The organism is Comamonas badia DSM 17552 (assembly GCF_000484635.1).
GTDB classification, from domain to species: domain Bacteria; phylum Pseudomonadota; class Gammaproteobacteria; order Burkholderiales; family Burkholderiaceae_C; genus Comamonas_C; species Comamonas_C badia.
In genome coordinates, this window is record NZ_AXVM01000001.1 from 726735 (window position 1) to 750159 (window position 23425).

Annotated in this window: 13 protein-coding genes; 7 read left to right on the top strand and 6 right to left on the bottom strand. The window is 69.1% G+C overall.

Going from position 1 to position 23425, the window contains the following annotated elements:
• Positions 1–23: 23 nt before the first annotated feature.
• Complete coding sequence (gene ruvC, locus K320_RS0103505) at positions 24–587, top strand: crossover junction endodeoxyribonuclease RuvC (protein WP_024537496.1); 564 nt, start codon at positions 24–26, stop codon at positions 585–587.
• 77 nt (positions 588–664) lie between these two features.
• Here ruvC and K320_RS0103510 read toward each other — a convergent pair whose 3' ends face one another.
• Together K320_RS0103510 and K320_RS0103515 are read right to left on the bottom strand one after the other, a co-directional pair.
• Entirely contained in the window at positions 665–1135 is a 471-nt protein-coding gene (locus K320_RS0103510; RefSeq protein ID WP_024537497.1) for an RcnB family protein, read from the bottom strand.
• A 127-nt stretch (positions 1136–1262) separates the two neighbouring features.
• Entirely contained in the window at positions 1263–1931 is a 669-nt protein-coding gene (locus K320_RS0103515) for a DsbA family oxidoreductase (RefSeq protein WP_024537498.1), read from the bottom strand.
• Positions 1932–2051: 120 nt separating this feature from the next.
• On the opposite strand from K320_RS0103515, the gene K320_RS18940 reads away from it, so the two are divergent.
• The 3 genes from K320_RS18940 to K320_RS17970 are packed head-to-tail and all read left to right on the top strand — an operon-like array spanning position 2052 to position 3958.
• Positions 2052–2198: a hypothetical protein gene (locus K320_RS18940; protein WP_156913799.1), complete on the top strand. Its 147-nt coding sequence runs from the start codon at positions 2052–2054 to the stop codon at positions 2196–2198.
• Between the two features lie 2 nt (positions 2199–2200).
• The gene (locus K320_RS18315; protein WP_051384818.1) at positions 2201–2536 is read left to right on the top strand and encodes a PAS domain-containing protein; all 336 of its coding nucleotides are present in this window, start codon (positions 2201–2203) and stop codon (positions 2534–2536) included.
• The gene (locus K320_RS17970) at positions 2537–3958 is read left to right on the top strand and encodes a putative bifunctional diguanylate cyclase/phosphodiesterase (protein ID WP_051384819.1); all 1422 of its coding nucleotides are present in this window, start codon (positions 2537–2539) and stop codon (positions 3956–3958) included. It abuts the gene before it with no gap.
• Positions 3959–3961: 3 nt separating this feature from the next.
• Here the strand turns inward: K320_RS17970 and K320_RS0103530 are convergent, their stop codons facing one another.
• Positions 3962–5482, bottom strand: a complete 1521-nt coding sequence (locus K320_RS0103530) for an AMP-binding protein (protein ID WP_024537499.1) — start codon at positions 5480–5482, stop codon at positions 3962–3964.
• A 126-nt stretch (positions 5483–5608) separates the two neighbouring features.
• On the opposite strand from K320_RS0103530, the gene K320_RS0103535 reads away from it, so the two are divergent.
• The gene (locus tag K320_RS0103535) at positions 5609–7513 is read left to right on the top strand and encodes a sensor domain-containing diguanylate cyclase (protein ID WP_024537500.1); all 1905 of its coding nucleotides are present in this window, start codon (positions 5609–5611) and stop codon (positions 7511–7513) included.
• On the opposite strand, the gene pbpC is transcribed toward K320_RS0103535, so the two are convergent.
• On the bottom strand, positions 7497–9695 hold the full coding sequence (pbpC, locus tag K320_RS0103540) for a penicillin-binding protein 1C (protein WP_024537501.1): 2199 nt from the start codon (positions 9693–9695) through the stop codon (positions 7497–7499). The two genes, K320_RS0103535 and pbpC, sit on opposite strands and share 17 nt — an antisense overlap.
• 80 nt (positions 9696–9775) lie before the next feature.
• On the opposite strand from pbpC, the gene K320_RS0103545 reads away from it, so the two are divergent.
• Positions 9776–10450 (top strand): TenA family protein, encoded by a 675-nt coding sequence (locus K320_RS0103545; RefSeq protein ID WP_024537502.1) that lies wholly within the window; start codon positions 9776–9778, stop codon positions 10448–10450.
• 108 nt (positions 10451–10558) lie between these two features.
• On the opposite strand, the gene K320_RS0103550 is transcribed toward K320_RS0103545, so the two are convergent.
• Together K320_RS0103550 and K320_RS0103555 are read right to left on the bottom strand one after the other, a co-directional pair.
• Positions 10559–13714 (bottom strand): bifunctional diguanylate cyclase/phosphodiesterase, encoded by a 3156-nt coding sequence (locus K320_RS0103550; RefSeq protein WP_029695769.1) that lies wholly within the window; start codon positions 13712–13714, stop codon positions 10559–10561.
• A 118-nt stretch (positions 13715–13832) separates the two neighbouring features.
• Positions 13833–19838 (bottom strand): alpha-2-macroglobulin family protein, encoded by a 6006-nt coding sequence (locus tag K320_RS0103555; RefSeq protein WP_024537504.1) that lies wholly within the window; start codon positions 19836–19838, stop codon positions 13833–13835.
• Between the two features lie 105 nt (positions 19839–19943).
• On the opposite strand from K320_RS0103555, the gene K320_RS18320 reads away from it, so the two are divergent.
• Positions 19944–23345 (top strand): EAL domain-containing protein, encoded by a 3402-nt coding sequence (locus K320_RS18320; protein ID WP_084301150.1) that lies wholly within the window; start codon positions 19944–19946, stop codon positions 23343–23345.
• Positions 23346–23425: the final 80 nt, after the last annotated feature.

Here is a 23425-nt window from a genome sequence, read left to right on the forward strand (position 1 = left end):
AAGCCTGTTTCTCACCCCGACCCATGCGCATCCTCGGCATAGACCCCGGCCTGCAGACCACCGGCTTCGGCGTGCTGCAGGCCGACGGCATGCGGCTTTCCTACGTCGCCAGCGGCACCATACGCACCACAAAACGCGGCGGCGCTGATCTGGCGCTGGGCGATCTGCCGGGGCGGCTGAAGCTGCTTTTCGACGGCATCAGCGAGGTGGCCGAGCGCTACGCGCCCGACTGCGCGGCCGTCGAAATCGTCTTCGTCAACGTCAACCCGCAGTCCACGCTGCTGCTCGGCCAGGCGCGCGGCGCGGCGCTGACGGCGCTGGTGCATGCCAATCTTCCGGTGGCCGAATACACCGCGCTGCAGATGAAGAAGGCCGTGGTGGGCCACGGACGCGCAGCGAAATCGCAGGTGCAGGAAATGGTGCGCCGGCTGCTGCACCTGCCCGGCCTGCCGGGCACCGATGCCGCCGACGCGCTGGGCCTGGCCATCACCCACGCCCACGCGGGCGCCGCCATGGCGCGCGTGGGCGAGGTGGCGCCGCTGCACCGGCGCCAGCATGCGATGTACAAGGGTGGGCGCAGCTACTGATGCGCCGGGGGGTTGAGGGTTAGGCGTTAGGCGTTAGGCGTGAAATACCGGGGACGCCTAACGCCTAACGAATGAATTCAACGACTCAAAATGAGCTGCGCAATCACGCCGGTGGCAATGGCCACCAGCATGTAATCCGCACCGTACTGCACCCAGTGGTAGCCGCGCGGCGGCGGGCTCAGGCGGTGCCTGCGCCAGTCGCTCACCACGTACTGGTGCGAGCGGTATTGGTAAGGCACGCGATCACCACGGTACCAGCGGCGGTCGGGCCCCGCGCCGTAGCGTGGCGGCATGGGCCGGTGTTCAGGCGGGCGCCCATGGCTTTGCGGGGGGCGATGCTGTGCCGGTGGCCGTCCGTGGCTTTGCGATGGCCGCTGCGGCTGGGGCCGCGAACCCGGGCGCTGATCGTGGTGGCGCCGATCGTCGCGCGATTGGGCTCGTGCTTCCAACCCGCCCAGGCCCAGCGCCATGGCGACGCAGGCTGCAGCCAGGCCACGGCGGCGCAGCAGCGGGGCGGCGGTGGTGACGGATGAAACGGTTGCAGGCATGGCACCCTCCTTTGTGTAATGAACCATGGGGCCATCATGCCTTGCCAGACTTTGCAGGGCCAGCTGTTTTTCCAAGGTTTGCACGCCCTTACCTGAACTTTGCAAACGTTTCTGGCGGGACCATTCTTTACTTAGCGCTGGCGATCTGACGCAGCGCCTGCGCAAACACCTCCGGCGGCTGACCGCCCTGGATCAGGTGGCGGTCGTTGATGACGATGGAAGGCACGGAACGGATGCCCTGCCGCTGCCAGAAGGCCTCGCGCTCGCGCACCGCCTCGGCGAATTCGGTGCTTCCGAGAATCGCTTGGGCACGCGGCACATCCAGCCCAAGGCTCTCCACAAGCTCCAGCAGCACCGCAGGGTCGGACGGGCTTTTGCCCTCGGTGAAATAGGCCGCCAGCAAGGCGTGCTTGAGCGCGCGCTGCTGGCCCGCCTCGCCTTCTTCACCCAACCAATGCAGCAGGCGGTGCGCATCGAAGGTGTTCCAGGTGCGCGAGCGCTTGTCCATGTGAAAGACAAAACCCACCTCCGCTCCGCGTGCGGTGATGGCGTCGCGCATCTGCGCCTGCTGTTCATCGGTGGAACCGTATTTTTCGCGCAGATGCTCCTGCATGTCCTGGCCCTCGGGGGCCATGCCGGGGTTGAGCTCGAACGGCTGGAAGTGCCAGTCGAGCCGCACGTCATCCTTCACCAGCTCCGCCGCGCGCTCCAGCGCATGCAGGCCGACGGCACACCAGGGGCACACCACGTCGGAGACAAAATCGATTTTCAGCGCCACCACTTCGTGAGTCATCATGTTTCCTTCTTTCACAAACCGAGCATTCAGCCAACCGCGATACTGCACCATCGCGCCGCCCCGAGAGGGAAACATTTTGGATTCCCGCGCCATCCAAGGCAAATGGGCGTGCAACAGGCCATGGCACTGAAAGACTATCTCGGCGATCAATTCCTCGGCATCCTGGCGAGCCGCCAGCCCACCGGCATCGTGCACCCTATGGGCATGGTCCACCCCACCTTCAAGCTCTCGGCGCCGGCGCGCGATCCGCTGCCGGGCGGCATCTAAACATGCCGGATATTTTTGGAACCAAGAGACTGGCACAGGCGCAGGCACGCCTGCGACAGCAGGACGAGCAGCTGCGCGTGGCCGAAGCCATTTTTCACAGCACGCAAGCCGTCATGGTCACCGATGCAGGCGCGCGCATTCAGCGCGTGAACCAGGCCTTCTGCGCGCTCATGGGCTACAGCGAAGCCGAGGTGCTGGGCAAGACCCCGAAGATGTTCCGCGCCAACCACCACGACGATGCGTTTTACGGCGCCATGCTGGCATCGATCAAGAACACGGGCCAGTGGGCGGGCGAAATCTGGGACCGGCGCAGGAGCGGCGACGTCTTTCCCAAGTGAATGACGATCACCGCCGTGCCCGATGCCGGAGGCACAGTGGCCCATATGGTGGCCACCTACACCGATCTCTCGGAACAGAAGCGCGCGCAGCGGGAGATCCAGCGCCTGGCGTTTCACGACGTGCTCACGGGCCTGGCCAACCGCGCGCTGCTGCACGAACGCCTGTGCGAAGCCGGGCGCGAAGTGGCGAAGTCCGGCGAATACGGCGCTCTGCTGCTGCTCGATTGGGACAATTTCCGCTCGCTCAACGATGCCATGGGCCACCCGCAGGGCGACGCGCTGCTGCGCCTCGTGGGCGAGCGCATCAGCGCCTGCGCCGGCAAGGGCGCCACCGTGGCACGCCCCGGCGGCGACGAGTTTGCCATCGTGCTGCACGGCATCTGCAAAAGCCGCGAACACGCCGCGGCGCAGGCCGAATCCGTGGGCACGCGCATCCTGCAGACGCTGGCCGCACCCTGCCGGATCGCCGGTACCGACTACCAGGGCAGCGCCAGCATGGGCGTGGTGCTGTTTGCCGACCAGACGCTCGATGCCGACGCGCTGCTCAAGCAGGCGGAGCTGGCGATGTACCAGGCCAAGCGGACGAGCCACGGCAGCCTGCATTTTTTCGATACCCAGCTTGAACAGGCCGTGAGCGAACGCATGCGCGTGGAGCGCGAACTGCGCGCGGGCATCGCGGCGGGCGAGCTGCGACTGCACTACCAGCCGCAGGTCGCACTGCGGGAGGGGCGCCTGGCCGTGGTCGGCGCCGAGGCGCTGGTGCGCTGGCAGCACCCCGGGCGGGGCCTGCTCGCGCCGGGTCTGTTCATCACGCTGGCCGAGGAAACGGGGCTCATCGCGCCACTGGGCCGCTGGGTGCTGCGCGCCGCCTGCGAGCAACTCGCCGCATGGCAAAACCAGCCGCGGTTCGCCGCGCTGGTGCTGGCGGTGAACGTGAGCGCTGTGCAGTTTCTTGACCCCGGCTTCACCCAGGATGTGCTTGATCTGCTGGAGGCGACGGGCGCCTCCCCCGCACACCTCAAACTTGAACTGACCGAAAGCCTGCTGGTGCGCGACGCCGATGCGGTGATCGCCACCATGGCGGCGCTGCAGGCACGCGGCATCCACTTCTCGCTGGACGATTTCGGCACGGGGTATTCATCTCTCGCCTACCTCAAGCGCCTGCCGCTGCAGCAGCTCAAGATCGACCAGGGCTTCGTGCGCGACCTGGAAACCGATGCCAACGATGCGGCCATCGCCCGCTCGGTCGCGGCGCTGGCCCACGGCCTGGGTCTGGCCGTGATTGCCGAAGGCGTGGAAACCGCCGCGCAGCGCGACCTGCTCGTTGCCATGGGCTGCACCACCTTCCAGGGCTATTACTACAGCAGGCCGCTGGCGCTGGCCGATTTCGAGGCCTGGTGCCGGCAGGCTCTCTCCGCATGAGGCTCAGCTGGGCGTGCCCCGCAGCCCGCGCAACTCGGTCTTGAGCACCTTGCCGTAGGCGTTCTTGGGCAGCGCAGGCAGCCAGCGGTAGTGCTTGGGGCGCTTGAAGCGCGCGATGTGGCTCAGGCACAGCGCGTCCAGCTCGGCATCGGGCGCCGGCTCGCCCTGGGCGACCAGGAAGGCGACGACGATCTCGCCCCATTCCGCATCGCGCTCGCCCACCACCGCCACCTCGCTTACCCGCGGGTGCAGCAGCAGCACTTCTTCCACCTCGCGCGGGTAGATGTTGGAGCCGCCGGAGATGATCACGTCCTTGCTGCGGTCGCGCAGCGTGAGGAAGCCGTCGGCATCCAGGCTGCCGATGTCGCCGGTGTGCAGCCAGCCGCCGCGCAGGGTCTGGCCGCTCGCCTCGGGGTTGGCCCAGTAGCCCGCCATCACCGTCTCGCCGCGCACCAGCACCTCGCCGAGTTCGCCGGTGGGCACATCGCGGTCGTCGGCGCCCACCACGCGCACCTGCACGCAGGCATGCGCCACGCCGACGGAGGCGATGCGCTCGGTCCAGCGCGGATGGGCGGTGTCCGCGAGATGTTCGCGCGCCAGCGCCGTGATGGTCATGGGCGATTCGCCCTGGCCGTAGATCTGCACGAACTTCTGGCCCATCACGTCGATGGCACGGCGCAGGTCCTCGACATACATCGGCCCGCCGCCGTAGACGATGGTCTTGAAGCCATCGCCATTGCCGCCCGTCCGCTGCAGGTGCGCGACCAGCCGGTGCACCATGGTCGGCGCGGCAAAAAGCGTGAGCTGCCCCACGCTGCGCGCCAGATCGGCCAGCTCGGCCGGATCAAAGCCGCCCGAGAGCGGCACCACGTGGCGCGCGCCGCGCAGCAGCTGCGCGTACTGGTAGAGCCCCGCGCCATGCGACATCGGCGCGGCATAGACCATGGCGTCTTCGGGCGCTACGTTGTCCACGTCGGTGAAATAGGCCATGGTCATCGCCAGCAGGTTGCGCTGCGTCAGCATCACGCCCTTGGGCCTGCCGGTGGTGCCCGAGGTGTAGAAAAGCCAGGCCAGGTCCTCGGGCGCCGCATCGTGCATGGGCAAGGGCGCGCCCTGCGCCGCGGTCTCCCAGCCGTCCGAACCCAGCACCTGCAGCCGCGCGGCATCGGCCCCGATGGACAGGGCGGCATCGCGCAGCTCGGGCGAGGTGCAGACCGCGCGTGCGCCGCTGTTTTCCAGCACATGGGCCAGCTCTTTCGCGTGCAGCTTGTAGTTGACCGGCACCACGACTGCGCCGCACCAGTGGATGGCCTGCTGCGCCTCCAGGTAGGCCGGGCAGTTGGCGCCATAGATCGCCACCCGGTCACCCGGCGCAACGCCGCAGGCGTGCCGCAGGTGGCCCGCGAGCGCGGCCACGCGGGCCGCCAGGCCGGCATAGCTGTGCAATACCCGCGCGCCGTGCAGCAGCGCCGGGCGCCCGGGATGGATTCTGGCGCTGCGATCGAGCAGACTCGCGATATTCATGGCAACCTCTTTCATCGGCAAAGCCGGCATGCCCCGCACACTATAAAAGCGCACGGCTGCGGCTGCGCTCAGCGCGGCCCAATTGCACTACAGTGGCGCAGCGTTTTCATCCGCAGCCACCACACCATGTCGCCCTCCACGCCCGCGGCCCCCAGCCCACGCCCGGCGGCGGCCTCCTGGCGCGACGGGCTGCCGGCGCCGCTGAACGCCGTGGTCGCGCTGGTCTGCGCGCTCATCATCGCCGGCCTGTGGTGGAACACGCTGGGGCGCATCCGGCTGGAGCGCAGCGAGGCGATCGCCGCCGCCAAGCAGGCGAATGCCAACCTGGCGATCGCCTACGAAGAGCAGATAGCCCGCACGCTCAAGGCCGCCGAGCAGGTGGCCGCGCTCGCCCGCGAGCATTACCTGGAACATGGCAAGGCCAGCCTGCGGCAAGTCAGCGCCGAATTGCGCACCTGGGCCGCGCGCGGCGTGATCCGCGAGAGCATGTTCACCATCATCAGCATCGTCGATGCGCAAGGGCGGCTCATCGCCAGCAGCCAGCCGCACGGCGCGGTCGATTACAGCGACCGCCCGTTCTTCCTCGCCCAGCAGCGCAACACGCAAGACACCCTCTACGTGGGCGCGCCCGTGCTCGGCCGCGTCTCCGGGCACTGGCAGGTGCCGATGTCCCTGCGCATCACGCAGGCCGATGGCCGCTTTGGCGGCGTGGTGGTGCTCTCGGTCGATCCGGCGCAGTTCACCCGCTTTTCCCAGGAAATCCAGCTGCACGGGCAAGGCCTGCTGGAGCTCACCGGGATCGACGGCATCGTGCGCAGCCGCTCGATCGGCGGCAGCCAGACCTTTGGCGCCACGGCGGCGCGGCTGCCCTGGCTGCACGGCCGCAGCCAGGCCGGCGAGGGCGAGCGGGTCGACGATGGCGGGGCGCTTGACGGGGTGGCGCGCGTGATGAGCTTTCGCAGCGTGAGCGGCTACCCGCTCATCGTCGCCATCGGCACGCCACTGCAGGATGAGCTGGCCCCCGCGCTGCACCGGCGCGGCACCTATCTGGTGCAGGCCAGCGTCGCCAGCGCCTTGCTGCTGCTGCTCACCGCGCTGCTGCTCACCCTGCTGGCGCGTCAGCGCGCGGCCATGCAGGCGCTGGCCGCCAGCGAGGCGCGTTTTCACGCCACCTTCCGCCAGGCGGCGTCAGGGATGGCGCACATCGCGCCCGATGGCACCCTCCTGGCCGCCAACGAGAAGTTCTGCAACCTGCTCGGCTACGGGTTGGCGGAGCTGCGCGGGCGCGACACCATCGCCCTGTGCGACGGCGCCCACCAGGAGGCCCAGCGCGGACGCATCGCCGCCTGCCTGGCGGCGCCCGCCGGCACCGATGCACCCCAGGCCGAGACCTGCTACCGGCGCAAGGATGGATCGGCGCAATGGGTGGCCGAGACGCTGGGCGCCGTCAGCGACGCGCACGGCCAGCCGGTCTTCATCATCGTCGTGGCGCAGGACATCGGCGAGCGCAAGGCGCTGGAGGCGCGCCTGTCGCATGCCGCCACGCACGATGCGCTCACCGGGCTGCCCAACCGCGTGCTCATGCTGCAGCGGCTGGAGCAGGCGCTGGGCAATGCGCGCGGCGAAGGCGCACAGGTGGGCGTGCTGTGCCTGGACCTGGACGGCTTCAAGCAGGTGAACGACCTGCATGGCCATGCGATGGGCGACCTCCTGCTGCAGCAGGTGGCGCAGCGCCTGCGCGAATGCCTGCGCGCCAACGACATGGTGGCGCGCTTCGGCGGCGATGAATTCAGCCTGCTGCTGCCCGTGGTGGCCGACGCGCAGGATTGCGAGACCGTGGCACGCAAGGCGCTGCAGGCGCTGGCCCTGCCCTTCGTGCTGCAGCAGGCGCAGGCGCAGATCTCCGCCAGCGTGGGTATCGCGCTCTACCCCCGCCATGGCGCGGATGCGAACGCGCTGCTGGCGCACGCCGACCACGCGATGTACCGCGCCAAGCACCTGGGCAAGAACCAGCTCAGCTGGGCGGCTTGAGGCCCGCGCCGCGCACCTCCAGCCGCACGCGGTCGAGCACCGTCCCAGCCGCGTCGACGAGCTGCACCTCATGGCGCCCCGGCCACGGCAGCCAGGCGACGCGCGCGCCGCGCCCCACGGGTTTGCCGTCGATGCGCCAGGCCAGCGCCGCGGCGCCCGCGGCCTCGAACCAGACCCGCTGGTGGCGGGGCGGAATGTCGGGATCCAGCGCCAGGATGGTGCCGGACGCCGGCGCCAGAATGCGCCCGCGCGCAAGCGGGTTCACGCCGATTTTTTCAGATGCATTTCGGGCTTCAACGCTTGCCACATCTGCGTCGACAGCTTCTGTTTTGATGGCAAAAAGCGCCTGCTGCGTCCCCTGCACGAACCACTCATCGCGTTGCGCCTCTGCGCTCGGCGCGGCAAAGCGCACAGGCGCGCGCACCACGTCCGCGGGCGCCTCGGGGGCGCGGCTGGGCACGCCGCGGTGCAGCCAGGCCATGAGCTCGGCCCAGATCGGCGCCGCGCCGCTCACGCCGCTGACATCGTGCATGGCGCCGCCCGCCGCGTTGCCCACCCACACGCCCACGGTGTAGCGCGCCGACCAGCCCACCGCCCAGTTGTCGCGCATGTCCTTGCTGGTGCCAGTCTTCACCGCCGTCCAGAAACGGGTGTTCAGCACGCTGTCCGGCCCGAAGGTGGGCACGCGCGCGTTGGCATCCGAGAGCATGTCGCCGGCGATGAAGGCCGCCGCTTCGGGCACGGCCTGCACCGGCCGGGCCGCGGGCTGCCCCAGGCGCAGCGCGGGCGGTGTGTAGCGCCCGCCATTGGCCAGCGCCCGATAGGCATTGGTGAGCTGCAGCAACGGTACCTCGGCCGCGCCCAGCGCCAGGCTGTAGCCGTGGTAGCCGCCCGATTCGCGCAGCGGCAGGCCGAGCGCGCGCAGCTGCGCGAAGAAGGCATCGGGCGAGACCATCACCAGCGTGCGCACGGCCGGCACGTTGAGCGACGAGGCCAGCGCCGTGCGCACCGAAACCCAGCCCTTGAAGTGCCGGTCGTAGTTCTGCGGGATGTAGAGCCCGCCGGCGGTCGAAATCTGCGTCGGCGCGTCATGCACCAGCGAGGCGGCCGTCAGGCGCCGCTCGGCCAGCGCCTGGGCGTACAAAAACGGCTTGAGGGTGGAGCCGGGCTGGCGCAGCGCCAGCACGCCATCGACCTCGGGCGCCTCGCTCAGGCTGCCGGAGGAGCCGACCCAGGCCAGCACCTCGCCGCTGGCGTTATCGAGCACAACGATGGCGCCGTCCTGCACATGGCGCCCGCGCAGCTCGCGCAGGTGGCGCTGCAGCAGCCCGCCCGCGAAGCGCTGCAGCGGCGCGCTCAGCGGCGTGCGCTCGCCCTTGGCATGGGCCGTCCTGAGCCACTGGCGCGCAAAGTGCGGCGCCATGCCGTCGGTCACGCCAAACGCGCGTCGCTTGAGCGCCGCCTCGGTGAAGAAATCCAGCGCCTCGCAATCGGCCTGCGCCTGCATCGCGCGCAGCACGCCGCAGGCTCGGCGCGCCACCACGCCCGGCGCGGCATTGGGCGCGCGCACCAGCGCCGCCGCCACCGCCGCCTCGCGCGCATCCAGGGCGTGCGCGGCCTTGCCAAACAGCGTGCGGCTGAGCGCATCGATGCCCACAATCTCGCCGCGAAACGGCACCAGGTTGAGATAGGCCTCCAGAATCTGGTCCTTGCGCCAGCCCTGCTCCAGCGCGCGCGCGGCCAGCGCTTGCCCCGCCTTGGCGGCCAGGCTGCGCCCGCCGCCGCTGGCACGCAGGTCCTCATCGAGCAGGCCTGCCAGTTGCATGGTGATGGTGCTGGCGCCACGCGTCCTGCGGTTGAGCAGATTGGCCCAGGCCGCGCTGGAGACCGCCGCCCAATCGACACCGCTGTGTTCGTAAAAACGCTTGTCCTCGCTGAGCACCAGCGCCTGGCGCAGCGCGGCGGACACCTCGGCAAGCGGCACCCACTGGCCGCGCCGCACCGTGGCATCGGTGCGCACGCGCTCGATGACCTCGCCCTCGCGCGAAAGCAGCACTGTCTCGGACGATTGCCAGTGCGCGCGCACCGCGTCAAAACCGGGCATGGCCCAGGCCGCGCCCGGCGCGAGCAGCGTCAGCAGCAGCACCACGCCCAACCAACGCACCAGCAACGCCACTCGCATGGCGCCATGGTAACCACGGCGCCTGCGTGCGGCGCGGCCACCGACAATGCATGCCCGGCAGCCACTTCCGCGCACGCACCATGAACACGAACCTACCCTTCTCCGACGCCGCCTGGCAGCGCAACCTGCCGCTGTACCAGGCCACCCTGGCCCTGCCCTTCAACCGGCAGCTCGCGGCCGGCACGCTCGCGCGCGAGGCGTTTCGCCACTACATGATCCAGGACGCGCATTACCTCGTGGCCTTTGGCCGCGCGCTGGCGGTGGCCGCCGGCAAGGCGCACGATGCCGAAGGCGTGGTGCGGTTTGCCGATGCCGCGCGCGAGGCGGTGGTGGCCGAACGCGAACTGCACCACGGCTTTCTGCGCGATTGGGCGGTCACGCCCGAGGAATTCGAGGCCACGCCGCTCTCGCCCGCCTGCCACCATTACTGCCACTTTCTGCAAAGCGTGGCCTGGAGCGCGCCCTACCCGGTGGCGCTGGCGGCGCTGCTGCCCTGCTTCTGGATCTACGCCGAAGTGGGCCGCGCGGTGCTGGCGCAGGCCGCGCCCGGCAACCCCTACCAGGCTTGGATAGACACCTACGCCGGGGACGCATTCCATGCCCATGTGCGCCAGGTGCGCGCCAGCGTGGATGCCGCCGCGCAGGGTGCGGATGAGCGCACCCTCGCCGCCATGCACCAGGCCTACACCGACGCCGCGCGGCTGGAGTGGATGTTCTGGGACAGCGCGCTACGCCTGGGCGCGTGGCCTTGCTGAAACCTCATTCCAATTCCAGATCATTCGAGTCCGCGAAGGCGAAGCGAAGACAGTGCTGTCGCACGGCAAGCGAAGCCGACAAAGCAATCGGTGGATCTGGAAATGGCATCAAGCGAAGGTCTGGCCGCTGCGGACCAGGCCCTCGAAATCCGCCAGCGGCACCGGTTTGCTGAACAGATAGCCCTGCCAGGCGGTGCAGCCGTGGCGCTGCAAAAAGGCCCGCTGCGCCTCGGTCTCCACGCCCTCGGCGATCACGCGCAGCCCCAGGCTGGTGCCCAGCGCCACGATGGTGCGCGCGATCGCCGCGTCGTTGGGGTCCAGCAGCACGTCGCGCACGAAGCTCTGGTCGATCTTGAGCTGGTCCAGCGGCAGGCGCTTGAGGTAGGACAGCGACGAATAGCCGGTGCCGAAATCATCGAGCGAAAAATCCAGCCCGTAGGCCTTGAGCTGGGTCATCTTGGCGATGGTGCCTTCCACGTCCTGCAGCAGCAGGCTTTCGGTCAGCTCCAGCTCCAGCCGGTGCGGATCGGCCCCGCTGCCGGCGATCGCCGCGAGCACCTGCGCGACGAAATCGCTCTGCGAGAACTGGCGCGGGCTGATGTTCACCGCCAGCCTGAGCGGGGCCAGCAGCGGATCGCGCGCCCAGGCCGCGAGCTGCGCGCAGGCGGTGCGCAGCACCCAGTCGCCCAGCGCGGCGATCAACCCGGTTTCCTCCGCCAGCGGGATGAACCGCACCGGCGGGACGTAGCCGCTGTGCGGGTGGCGCCAGCGCAGCAGCGCCTCCGCGCCGATGATGGCGCCGCCCTGCACCTGCGCCTGGTAGTGCAGTTCGAACTGCCCCTGCTCCAGCGCCGCGCGCAGATCACGTTCGAGCTGGGCGCGCGCCTGCATGCGCTGCTGGATCTGCGGGTCGTGGAAGCGCAGCGTGTCGCGCCCCGCGGCCTTGGCCTGGTACATCGCCATGTCGGCCTGCTGCAGCAATTCATCGACCTTCTCGCCGCGCCCGCGAAAGACGGCCGCGCCGACGCTGGCGGTGGTGTGGTAGTGCTCCCCTTCCAGCTGAAACGGCGCGCGCAGCGCCGACAGGATGCGCCCGGACACCTGGCGCGCGTGGGCCGTGGCGTCCTGCAGCGTGGTCTGCGCGCCCACCAGAACCACCACGAACTCATCATCGCCGTGGCGCGCCAGCAGGTCGTCCGCGCCGACGCAGCCGCGCAGCCGCGCAGCCACCTGGCGCAGCAGCACATCGCCGCATTCGTGGCCGCGCGTCTCGTTGAGCGTCTTGAAATGGTCCAGATCCAGCATCAGCACCGCGCCGCACCGGCCACTGGCGGCACTGGCCGCCAGCGCATGGCCCAGGCGCTCGGTCAGCAGGCGCCGGTTGGCCAGCCCCGTGAGCCGGTCGTACGAGGCAAGGTAATTGATCTCATCCTCGGCCGCGCGGTGCTGGCTCAGATCCTCGATGATGAGCAGCAGCGATTCCTGAAAGCGCACGCCGGAAATGCCCAGTGGCTTGACCGCGCCATCGGCGCAGCGCACCTCGTACTCGGACCACTCGACGCTGCCGCCGGACGACCGCGCCCGGTGCGCGCGCTCTTCCCATTGCGCCTGGATGCGCTGGCGCACGGCCGCATCCGGGTAGGCCAGGCGCCACCACTGGCCGGCATGGCCGAGCCTGGCCTCGTCGTAGCCCGTGATCTCCACGAACTGGCGGTTGCGGTAGACCACGTCGCCGCTGCGCTGCCACACCGCGATGCCCACGGGCAGATGGTCCAGGATGCCGCGCAGGCGCTGTTCGTTCGCGGCCAGCGCATCGCGCATGGTGCGCCGCTCCGTGATGTCCTGGATCACGCCGATGTTGTAGAGCGGAGGGCCGTCCTCGCGCGCCACCGGCGAGACGGTCAGGTCGACCCACACCAGCGAGCCATCCTTGCGCCGCAGGCGCTTTTCCATGTGGAAGGCCGAAATATCGCCCTGGCGCAGCTGGTTGCGCAGCGCATCGTTGGCCACCACGTCCCTGGCGTCGGAAATATCCGGGACCGCCAGGCACAGCAGCTCCTCCTCGGCGTAGCCCAGGATGTCGCAATACTTGCGGTTCACGCGCTCAAAACGCAGCGTGTGCATGTCCAGCAGCGCCACGCCCACCGCCGATTGCTCGAACACCGCCTGCAACCGCTGCTCGCTGCCATGGCGCTGGGCATCCGCCTGCCGCACCAGCCGCAGCGCGCGGTAGCGCTCGCGCACCAGCAGCCCGGCGGCCAGCGCCAGCAGCAGCGACAGCACCGCGCCAGCGCCCGCCATCCAATACGGCAACTGCGCCTCCGATGGCGACAGCAGCGGCCGTACGGGCACGTAAACCAGGCGCCAGCGCCGCCCCACCACCTGCAGCGCCCGCACCTGGCGCAGCACCGGCGCATCCGCGGCAGGCCCGTCCCCACCGGATGCCCCCAGGAGGGTCGGCTGCCGCGCGCCGGAGGCCACGCCGGCGGACGCCGCGCCCACATCCTCCAGCCGCAGCGCGATGTTCTGCAGCGCACCCGTGCGGCGCAAGCCCTCCAGCATGTCGCTGGCGCGCACGGTGGCCGTGACGGTGCCGAGAAAGCCGGGTTTGCCGTCCGCGCCCGCCGCGGAGACATCGAACACCGGGTAATGCAGCGTGAAGGCCCGGCGCCGATCGCGCTCCTGCGGCAGGTCGAAAGGCGCCGAAGCCACCGGCTGCCGGCTTTCGCGCGCCGCCGTCAGGGCCGCCAGGCTCTGCGGCTGCGAAGCCAGGTCCAGCCCCCAGAGAGCGCGCGCGCCCTCCCTGGGCCAGAGGTATGCGATGACGAAATGCGCATCCCCCCACACCTGCGGATGAATGATGGGACCATGCACCGGTTCGCCCGCTTCGACGGCCTGCCGCTGCAGCTGCCGTTCCAGCGCGGGCAGCTCCTCGGTGGAAGCGTGGCGCGCAAACGTGAGATTGCGCAGCTCCGGGTAGCTGCGATGCCAGTCGCGCTCGCGCGCCACGCGCTCGAACTGCTGCCAGGTCAGCTGCGGATTGGCCAGGAAGAGATCGCGCACCCCGGCGACGACGTCGGCGTGCGCGCGCACGCGCTGCCTGAGCGCTTCGGTGCTTTCTTCCACGTCCTGGATGAAGCGCTCCTCGGCAATGTGCGCGCTGGCGAGCTGCTGCTGACGCACCAGCAGCCACGTCACCGCCGCGCCGGCGAACAGGATCGCGGCAACCGTCAGCCAATGGGCTGCAGGACGCAACAAGGGCACGGCAAACTCCCGCTGGTGAACGCGCGGCGAATGGACGAAGACACCACCGCTGCCGCCGCGGTGGTGCTTTATTTATACCAAGTATTGGCCATCATCAGCGGCTTGCCAGCGTAGTGCGCTATTGTTTTTGGCTATCGGCAGGCCGCACCCGCAAGTGCTCATTCGGTGTCTCGCCAAACATTTCTGGCGCATACAGCGCCTCGATGCGCGTGGGCGGCAGCGCAAAGCTGCCGGCATTGTTCAGCCGCAGGGTGTACTGCAGCCGCGTCTTGCCCTTGGGCAGGTATTGGTAATAGGCGCGGTAGGCCTCGAAGCCGCGCTCCTCGAACGCCAGCCAGCCGTTGCCCTCGGCCTCTTCGCCGCGCGAGGCGATCTCCGAATCGCGCCCCAGGCCGCTGCCCAGGATCGTCGCGCCGCCGGGCACCGGATCGGTCAGCACCACCCAGGTCATATCGGTCTGCGCATCCACTTCCAGCGTCACGCGCAGCACGTCGCCGCGCGAGAACTCGCCCGCGGGCAGGCTTTTGTCACTCTGCTCCACCGGCGTGACCGTGCGCTGGACGCTGTAGCCCGCGGCAAACGGTGCTTTCAGCTCCACCGCCGCCACCGACTGCACCGTGAGCCAGGGCTTGCCGCCGCCCTCGTGCGTGACCAGCAGATCGCCGCCGGCCGCGGCCTTGCCCCAGGGCAGGAACATGGTGTTGTTCAGATAGCTGCCCGCGGCCGTGGGCGCGCCGAACCAGGTGGTCTGGTGCAGCGCGCCGCCCTCGTCCGCGGCCTTGGCGCGCACCACCCTGGACCAATCCACGCTGGCCTTGGCATCACCCATGGCAGCGCGCGTTGCCCCCGTCACCGGAGCGGATTCGAACCTGGCGCTGAAGGCTTCCAGCGCCAGCAGGCCCCAGAGGTTGGCCGTGGTGGTGTGCCAGGCACCGCGCTGCTGGCGCGCGATGAAGCCGTTGGCCAGGCGCCCCATGTCGTCCTTCCAGGCCGGATCGTCCATCACCGTGAGCATCAGGCGCGCCAGGTTCACGTCGCCGTTCTGCATCAGCCACCACCAGTAGTCGCTCTGCTCGGTGCTGAAGGCCACGCGCGTGCCCTGCCACGACAGGCGCGCGCGCAGGATCTGCATCGCCTCCTGCAGGTGCCGTTCACGCTGGGCGATGCCCTGGGTTCTTCGCAGGATGCTCACCCAGTCGATGACCGCATGCGTGGGCCACTGGTTGGGCGCGATGGTGATGGATTGCAGCCAGCGCGCGTCAAACGTGCCGTGGCGCGCCAGCGCCTCGATCGCGGCGAGCTTGCGCAGATCGAGGTCCTTGCGCGGGCTCCAGAAACGGCGTTCGATCCGGCCTTCGACGAACGCCGTCAGGCCCCGCTGCATGGCCTGCAGGGCATCGGCGGGCAGCGTGAATTCCGGGTGCAGGCGCGCGGCCTCATGGCTGGAGGCCAGCAGGTAGGCGGTGAGGGTGTCGCTGCCGCGGTGCGCATCGCCCGCGCGCGGCGGAAAGTAAGTGGCCAGACCATCTTCGTCCAGATACGTCGGCAGCTGCGCCGCCAGCCGCTTCCATGCCGCGGCGTCGTTCATGCCCATGGCCTTGCCGGCCTTCTGCTCCAGGCAGGCAAACGGGTAATTGGCCCACCAGTCGCGCACCCCGGGCAGGCCTTCGGCCAGCCTGGGCTGCAGCGCGAGCCTGAGACCACCGCGGCCAGGCAGCGCATCCCTGGGCGCGGCGACGGGCAGGTTGAAGAAGCCATCCACCTGCACCAGCGTGGCCTGCTGCACGGTGAGCGGCACGGCGGGCAGGATGCGCTGGCTCACCTTGAGCGCATCGCGCGCCTTGCCCTGGGTATCGCGCGCGGCGATCTCCCAGAGCAGCTCCTGGAACCGTGTCTGGCCCAGCTGTTCGGGGGCGGTCACGTTCCACGCCAGCTCCCGCGCCTCACCCGCCGGGATGTCCACGGTCTGCGGATCCAGCGTGAGCAGCGTGGCGCGCGGCGCCGCCTGCACCTTCATGGCCTTGTCGGTGGTGTTGCGCAGCGTGATCTGCGCGCGGAATTGGTCGCCCTCGCGCACCAGCGGCGGCAGGCCGCTGATGATCTGCAGGTCCTGCGTGCTGCGGATGCTGGTCTTGCCGGTGCCGAAGAAACCCACGCCGGCATCGGCCACGGCAACGATTTCGAAGGTGGTGAGCGCGTCGTTGAGCGGCACCTCCACCTGCGCGCGCCCGTTGGCATCGAGCTCCACCACCGGTTTCCACAGCAGCAGCGTATCGAGCAGTTCGCGCGTGGGCGCGTGGCCGCCGCCGCCGCCCGCCGGCACGGCCTTTCTGCCGTAATGGCGCCGCCCGACGATATCCATCTGCGCCGTGGACGTACTCACGCCCCAGGCCCGCGTGCCCAGCATGCGGTAAAGCAGATTCCAGGTGTCATTGGGCGCCAGCTCCAGCAGCGCCTTGTCCACCGCCGCCAGCGCCACCTCGGCATGCGCGGCAGGCTGGCCGTCGGGCAGCTTGGCTTCTATCGTCACCCTGGCCTTGCCGCGCACCTCGTAGGTCGGCTGGTCGGCCGTCACCTGCACATCCATCTCGTGCGCCTTCAGGCCGACGTTGATCATGGCCGCGCCGAAGCGGAAGCTGGGCTTGGAAAGATCGACCATCGCCGTCGGCGGGATGTATTCCTTGCTGTCCACGCGAAACGCCCGCCACCACTGCATGGGCGCCTTGAAGCCCCAGGTGAAGAAGCTGTACCACGGCACCTCGCGCAACCGCCCGCGCAGCACCAGCGCGCTCACATAGACATTGGGCGCCCAGCCGCCATCTATCTTGAGCTCTATCGTCGGGTCCCTGCCATCGAGCTCCATCACCCGGCTCTGGATGATGCCCTCGCGCTCCACGCTCACCAGCGCCGTGGCGTGGCGATACGGCATGCGCACCTGCAGCCTGGCCGTCTCGCCGGGCGCGTAGTTCTTCTTCTCGGGCAAGAGATCGATGCGGTCATGGTTCTCGCCGCCGAACCAGAGTTCGCCCTCGTGCGTGATCCAGATCGAGGTCGCGGCCTTGGCCTCGTTGCCGCTCTTGTCGCGCGCGGTGGCGACCAGCTGCACCTCGCCGGCCTGCTCCAGCCTGGCATCGCACAGCACCAGGCCGCGGCTGTCGCTCACGCCGGTGCAGACCGTTCCCAGGTCTTTCGTCTGCGTCTGGTTGTCGTAGCTGTAGAAACCGCCCACCAGGCGCTTGCGGCTCGTCGTCGTGGTGCGCGCAATCGCCTGCACCGAGAGCGGCACGCCTTTCTGCACCACGCCATCGGTGGACAGCGCCAGCGCCTGGAATCGCACCTTGCTGCCGCTCGACGCCCAGCCCTCGGTCTTGATGCCGGCCACCACCGCCGCCGGCCAGAGCGTGCGCGTGCTGCGCAGCGTCTGCACCTCGCCGTTCGGGTCGGCGTAGGTGGCTTCCAGCACCAGCTCCCTGGGTTCGCGCACGGCGGGAAGATCGGTCAGCGTGACCTGGCCCTGGCCGTTCCTGTCCAGCGTGAGCGCCAGCTTGTCGGCCACCACGCGGGCCGAGGATTCTGCCGGCGGCGCGTCCTCGTCGCCCTGCTCCCGCGCGTCCGCGGCCGGCACGCCAAAGCTGAATTCGCCGTAGCCGTCAAAACCCAGCCCCTTGTCCCGCACCAATGCCGAAACACGCACCGGCAGCTGCGCCGCCGGCCCGCCCGCGACATAGGCAATCTGCACGTTCGCGGGCAGCTTGCGCACCTGCACCAGCGGCCCGGCTTCGGCCGGCGCAATGCTGCCGGTGAACACCGGCAGGCGGAATTCCTCCACGCGAAAGCTCGCGCCGTAAAAACTCTGCGGGCCCTTGGGGGTTTCCAGCCGCACGTCGTATTCGCCCAGCTTGGCCGCCCGCGGCACCTGGAAGCTGCTGACCGCCGACAGCCCTCCCGTGGGGGTCTTGCGCCAGCTGAGCGGCTGCTTGAACTGCTGGCCGCTGCCCACGTGCGTGATGGTGAGCTGGGTGGGGCGCTGGTCCGGCAGCGCAAAGCCGCCCAGGGTTTCGGTGCGCAGCAGGTGCTTCATCGATACCGTCTCGCCCGCGCGCACCAGCGTGCGGTCCAGCACGCTGCGTGCCAGCTCGTCGGGTCTGGCTTCGGCACTGGTGGAAAAGCCGAAGCGCCAGGGCTCTATTCCATTTTGCGAATCGCTCCAGACAAAGGCCATGTCGTCCTGCGCGCGGGCGCTGACGAAATAGGCCCGGCGCCAGCTCGGCTGCTCGCACAGCAGGGGCTCGGGCGAGAGATCCCTGAACTCGGCGATGCCGCTCTGGTCCGTGGTGCTGCTGGCCAGCTCCTGCCCCTTGCAGGTGGAAACGCGCACCGTCGCGCCCGCCACCGGCTGGCCCTTGTCCAGCGTGGTCACCCAGGCCTGGGCGTTTTCGCGCCCGAGCTTGAAGTGCACCGCCAGATTGGTCACCAGCGCCGTGGTGCGCACATACATGGTGCGCGCCGAGCCATAGCCAGGATCCAGCAGCGCCTGCCCCAACAGCGGCGAGGCGATTTCCACCACGTTGAAGCCCACGGGCAGCGGGATGCCGACGACTTCGAACGGGCGCGGATCGCCGCTGCCGGCAGCAGGCAGTTCCAGCGTCTTCACGCCACCACGGCCCGCCAGCAGCGAGACGCGGCGCGCCTGCACATGGGTCTTCTCGTCAAAGCCGCTCGGACGCTCCTCGCCGTCCGCTTTCACCGCCGGCTGTTTCATGGGCGGCGGCAAGGGGTCCTTGACTTCTTTTTCGGCCTTGCCGCGCGCAAGCCAGGTGCTCTGGAACAGCTCCACCCGGTCCAGCCACTCAATCACCTGCGCATCCGTGCCCGGCTGCAGCATGCTGACCTTGGCGCCTTGCTGCGCCAGCGGCTGCAGGTTCTGCACCTGGAGGGCCTGCTCCACACGGCGCAGCGTGACGGGCAGCAGCGCCGGCCCGTCCTCGCCCTCGGCGTAGCGCTCGATGATGCCGAAGGACGCCGTGGCGAACTTGGCCAGCGGCGGCAGCGGGCCGGTGGCGACCTTCAAGGGAAAGCTTGCGGCATTGGCCAGCTCACGGCCGGAGGCATCCGCGAACTGCGCCGGCAGTTCCAGCTGGTAGGCCGTCTCGGGCGGAAACGGGCTGGCGAACCGGATGGCATCGACGAGATCGTCGCCTGCCTTGCCCTGCTCCGCATCCTGCACCGGCACCAGCGCCTGCCCGCTCTCCCCCTTGAGCCTGATGGCCATGGCCAGCTTGCGCGTCACCGGCGCGGAAAACGCGAGCGACATCGGCCGTATCGGCAGGCAGGCGGACTGGGCGTTTTCGCGCTCGCAGGAAAAATCGGCGGTGAAGGCCTCGCGCACCCGGTATTCGATGCGCTGCGCCGCGCGCGTGGCGACGCCGCTGGGCGTGGCCAGCCCCTGGTCCAGCACCAGCTGCAGCCGGCTGCCGGCACTGGCGCGGCGCGCGCAGGCCAGCGTCAGGTAGCGCTGCGGGTCCTTGGCCGCGGCCTCCTGCAGGCGCCTGGCCATGAGCAGCGCCTCGCGCTCACCGCCCTCGACGGCGTGCACCGGCACGCGTTCACCCAGCCCTTCGATGTCGCACCACACGTGCTCACGCACGCTCTGCGCACTGGCCGCGCCGCTCAGCTGCAGGATGAAGGCCTGCGCCTCTTCGATGGCGTTGTAGCGGCTGGGCCAGCTGCGCTGCAGCTGCGGGCCTCCGGTACTGAAATGATAGCTTCTGGCGCTTTTCAGATCTGCGCCAGAGGCTGATTGGAATGATTTTTCCGGTCGCAGCTCGCAGCGCACGCCGGGCGGCAGGTCGGCGGCAAAATCAAACACCCACTGCCGCTCGCTGAGCCAGCGCCCCTGCCCGCGCGCGGCATCCGCATCGCTGCAGTGCACGGTCAACGGCGCCGTGGCCTTGGCATCGCCAAAGCGCACGGCAGCGGCATCGAATTTGACGACCACCTGCCGCACCTGCGCCACCTCGCCCTGGGGCGATACCGCGCTGATGCCCAGCGCGCCGGCCGCCACGCACCACAGGCCCAGGGCCGCCGCCAGCGCTGCCTGCGCAACCGATTGTTTCTGCCGCATGACCGCCCCCCGAAACCCATTTATGAACATAAACTGTAAAGCTTGCGCGCACTCTGGCGCCCGCAGCGTGAGAAATCACCCCCCCAGCCCTTGCCCACCCGCCCCATGCCACCACGATTCAACGTTCAGTTCGGACAGAGCCTGTGCGACATGCTGCAGGCCGAACTGGCGCTGGTCTGCAATTTCATGGACCATGAGGGACGCATCCTCGCCTCGGGCGAGGCGGCCCGCATCGGGCGCATACATCCCGTCGCCGCCCGCATCATGCGCGGCGAGATGGAGGAATACAGCGTGGGCCGCGAAGAGGCGGCCGCCTCGGACGTGGTGCGCGAGGGCGTGCTCACCGCCATCGACCTGGACGGCGAGCGCCTGACCTGCTTCACCATCGCGGGGCCGCTGCCGGTGGTGCGGCCGCTGGCGCGCATCGTGCGCTTTTGCGTCACCTCGCTGCTGCAGATCGTCGGCGGCGAAGCCTCACCGCTGCACGCTCCCCTGGCACCCGCGGCGACGCCCGCCGCCAGCCTCAGTGAGCTGCTGCACCACGCCAGCTCGGCGGTGCGCTTCAGCGTCACGCGGCTGCACCAGACGCTGGAACACATCAGCGAAGGCGTGACGCTGTTTGACGAGCACATGCGCCTGGTGGTCTGGAACCAGCGCTTTCTCGAAGTGATGGACTGGCCGCAGGAGCCCGAGCCCCGCGGGCTGACCCTGGAGGCCATGATCACGCGCTACCTGGCGCTGCAGGACATGCAGGACGTGCCGCAGCTGGCCCAGCGCGTGCATGAGCGCATGCAGCGCCTGCGCGCCGGCCAAGGCAACGACTTCCAATTCCGCACGCTCCAGGGAAGGTGCATCGCGATTGCCGACCGGCCCCTGCCCGGCGGCGGCGTGGTGTCCACCTACACCGACGTGACCGAGCGCCAGCACCTTCTGGATGCGCTGCGCAGCGCGCGCAACGATGCCCAGCTGCTGGTGCAGGAGCGCACGCGCACGCTCGACACGCTGGTGCAGCTCTCGACCGACTGGTTCTGGGAGCAGGACGCCGAACACCGCTTCACGCGCACCTATGGCAACGTGCTCGACAAGCTGCACGTCCCGCCCGAATACTTTGTCGGCAAGCACCGCTGGGACACCCCCATGCTGGGCGTGAGCGACGCGCAACGCGCCGAGCACATCGCGCTGCATGAGCGGCGCGAGCCGTTTCGCCATTTCGAGTACGGCCTGACCATGTCCAGCGGCGAGGTGCGCTATCTGTCCGTCAGCGGCGCTCCGCGCTTTGATGTCCACGGCGCCTTTCTGGGCTACCACGGCACCGGCAACGACATCACCGAGCGCATGCAGAACCAGCGCCTGCTGCAGGAGCACAGCCACGCGCTGCAGCAGGCCAACGCCGAAATGGAGCGGCTCGTCACCGAGCGCACGGCGCAGCTGCGGCAGCAGCTGAGCTTCATGCACCAGCTGCTCGACGCCATCCCCACGCCGATCTTCTACAAGGACACCGGGGAGCGCTACCTGGGCGGCAACCGCGCCTTCGAGCAGGTGCTGGGCAAGCCGGTGCACCAATTCGTCGGCAAGACGCTGCGCGAAATCCGGCCCGACTTTCTCACCCGCCATACCGAAGAAGCCGACCGCCATCTGCTGCGCGAGCCCGGGCAGGAAAGCTATGAAGGGCCGGTGGACTACGGCGATGGCTCGGTGCACGAAATGGAGTTTCACAAGGCCAGCTTCACCGACCTGAACGGCACGATCGCCGGCATCGTGGGCGTGATGTTCGACGTCACCGGCCGCAAGCGGATGGAAGGCGAACTGCGCCAGGCTGCCCGCTTTTTCGACAGCAGCTCCGATGGCATGGCGGTGCTGGATGCCGACGGCACCATCGTCACGGTGAACCGCGCCTTTACCGCCATCTCCGGCTACACACGCGAAGAGCTCGCCGGCCGGCACGCGACGATGCTGCACGGAGGCGCCGATGCCCACGCCTTTTTCACCGAAATCATGGCGCAGATCGCTGCCACCGGCAGCTGGCAGGGCGAGACCGAGGACCGGCACAAGAACGGCAGCATCTATCCGATCTGGCTGACGCTCAACGCCATACGCGATGCCGGTGGCAAGACGAGCCACTACGTCACCACCATGTCCGACCTGTCGCAGAAAAAGCGCAGCGAGGAGCGCATCCACCAGCTGGCCTTTCACGACCCGCTCACGCACCTTCCCAACCGCCAGTTCCTGATGGAACGGCTGGAGCATGCCCTGGCCGTCAACAGCCGGTCCCTGGGCGGCGGGGCGCTGCTCTACATCGATGTCGACAACTTCAAGGAGCTCAACGAAACCCAGGGCCACCAGGTCGGAGACCTGATGCTGCAGCAGATGGCCGAGCGGCTGGCAGGCTGCGTGCACGACGGGGACACCGTGGCACGCCTGAGCGGCGATGAATTCGCCGTCCTCGCCGAGGGCCTCTCGGCCCTGCCCACCCAGCGCAGCGCGCAGGCCGAGGCGATGGCGCAGCGCATGCTGCAGGCGCTGCGCGAGCCCTACCAGCTGCAGGGCAGGGCGCACCACCACAGCGCCAGCATCGGCATCGCGCTGTTCGGCGGCAACGCCACCACCGTCACGGATCTGCTCAAGCAGGCCGACATGGCCATGTACCGCGCCAAGGACGCCGGGCGCAACGCGCTGTGTTTTTTCGACCCTCAGATGCAGGCCGCCGTCGATGCGCGCACCGCCCTCGAACACGCGATGCGCGAAGGCCTGCAGCGCGGCGAGTTCGTGCCCTTCTACCAGCCGCAGGTGAACGAGCGCGGCCAGGTGCTGGGCGCCGAGGCGCTGGCGCGCTGGCAAAAGGGCGACGGCACGCTGGTGCCGCCGGCAGACTTCATCGCGCTGGCGGAAGAGACCGGCCTGATCCTGCCGCTGGGCCGCCAGATTCTGGAGGCGGCCTGCCGCCAGCTCGTCGCCTGGGCGGGCGACCCGCGCACCGCCGAGCTGGGGGTTTCGGTGAACGTGAGCGCACGGCAATTCCACCAACCAGGCTTTGCCGACGAAGTGCTGGCCGTTCTGCAGGCCAGTGGCGCGGATGCGCGCCGGCTCAAGCTCGAACTGACCGAAAGCCTGCTGATCGAAAACCTCGAATCCGTGATCACCAAGATGCAGGCGCTCAAACGGCACGGCATCGGGTTTTCGCTGGATGACTTCGGCACCGGCTATTCATCGCTTGCCTACCTCAAACGCCTGCCGCTGGCCCAGCTCAAGATCGACCAGGGCTTTGTGCGCGGCGTGCTCGTGGATGCCAACGACGCCGCGATCGCGCGCACCGTGGTGGCACTGGCCGACAGCCTGGGCCTGCAGGTCATCGCCGAAGGCGTGGAAACCCGTGCGCAGCAGGATTTTCTGCGCGAGCATGGCTGCACCACCTACCAGGGCTATCTGTTCAGCCGCCCGCTGCCCGCGGAGGCCTTCGAGGCCTGGCTGGCTAACTGGCACGCGGCGCATCCGGGCGCTTCAGGCTGAGCTGCCGACGATGACGAAATGACTGCCGACTGTGCGCCGGCATGACGCAATGACGCAACGCTTCCTGGTCATGCGCCGGC

What these genes read in the sequence shown, in the direction of transcription:
- K320_RS0103535 (WP_024537500.1), top strand. Translation starts at nt 5,609, where the DNA reads ATGTCGCCCTCCACGCCCGCGGCCCCCAGCCCACGCCCGGCGGCGGCC.
- K320_RS0103510 (WP_024537497.1), bottom strand. Translation starts at nt 1,135, where the DNA reads ATGCCTGCAACCGTTTCATCCGTCACCACCGCCGCCCCGCTGCTGCGC.
- K320_RS0103555 (WP_024537504.1), bottom strand. Translation starts at nt 19,838, where the DNA reads ATGCGGCAGAAACAATCGGTTGCGCAGGCAGCGCTGGCGGCGGCCCTG.
- K320_RS18940 (WP_156913799.1), top strand. Translation starts at nt 2,052, where the DNA reads ATGGCACTGAAAGACTATCTCGGCGATCAATTCCTCGGCATCCTGGCG.
- ruvC (WP_024537496.1), top strand. Translation starts at nt 24, where the DNA reads ATGCGCATCCTCGGCATAGACCCCGGCCTGCAGACCACCGGCTTCGGC.
- K320_RS0103515 (WP_024537498.1), bottom strand. Translation starts at nt 1,931, where the DNA reads ATGATGACTCACGAAGTGGTGGCGCTGAAAATCGATTTTGTCTCCGAC.
- K320_RS0103545 (WP_024537502.1), top strand. Translation starts at nt 9,776, where the DNA reads ATGAACACGAACCTACCCTTCTCCGACGCCGCCTGGCAGCGCAACCTG.
- K320_RS18320 (WP_084301150.1), top strand. Translation starts at nt 19,944, where the DNA reads ATGCCACCACGATTCAACGTTCAGTTCGGACAGAGCCTGTGCGACATG.
- pbpC (WP_024537501.1), bottom strand. Translation starts at nt 9,695, where the DNA reads ATGCGAGTGGCGTTGCTGGTGCGTTGGTTGGGCGTGGTGCTGCTGCTG.
- K320_RS17970 (WP_051384819.1), top strand. Translation starts at nt 2,537, where the DNA reads ATGACGATCACCGCCGTGCCCGATGCCGGAGGCACAGTGGCCCATATG.
- K320_RS0103530 (WP_024537499.1), bottom strand. Translation starts at nt 5,482, where the DNA reads ATGAATATCGCGAGTCTGCTCGATCGCAGCGCCAGAATCCATCCCGGG.
- K320_RS18315 (WP_051384818.1), top strand. Translation starts at nt 2,201, where the DNA reads ATGCCGGATATTTTTGGAACCAAGAGACTGGCACAGGCGCAGGCACGC.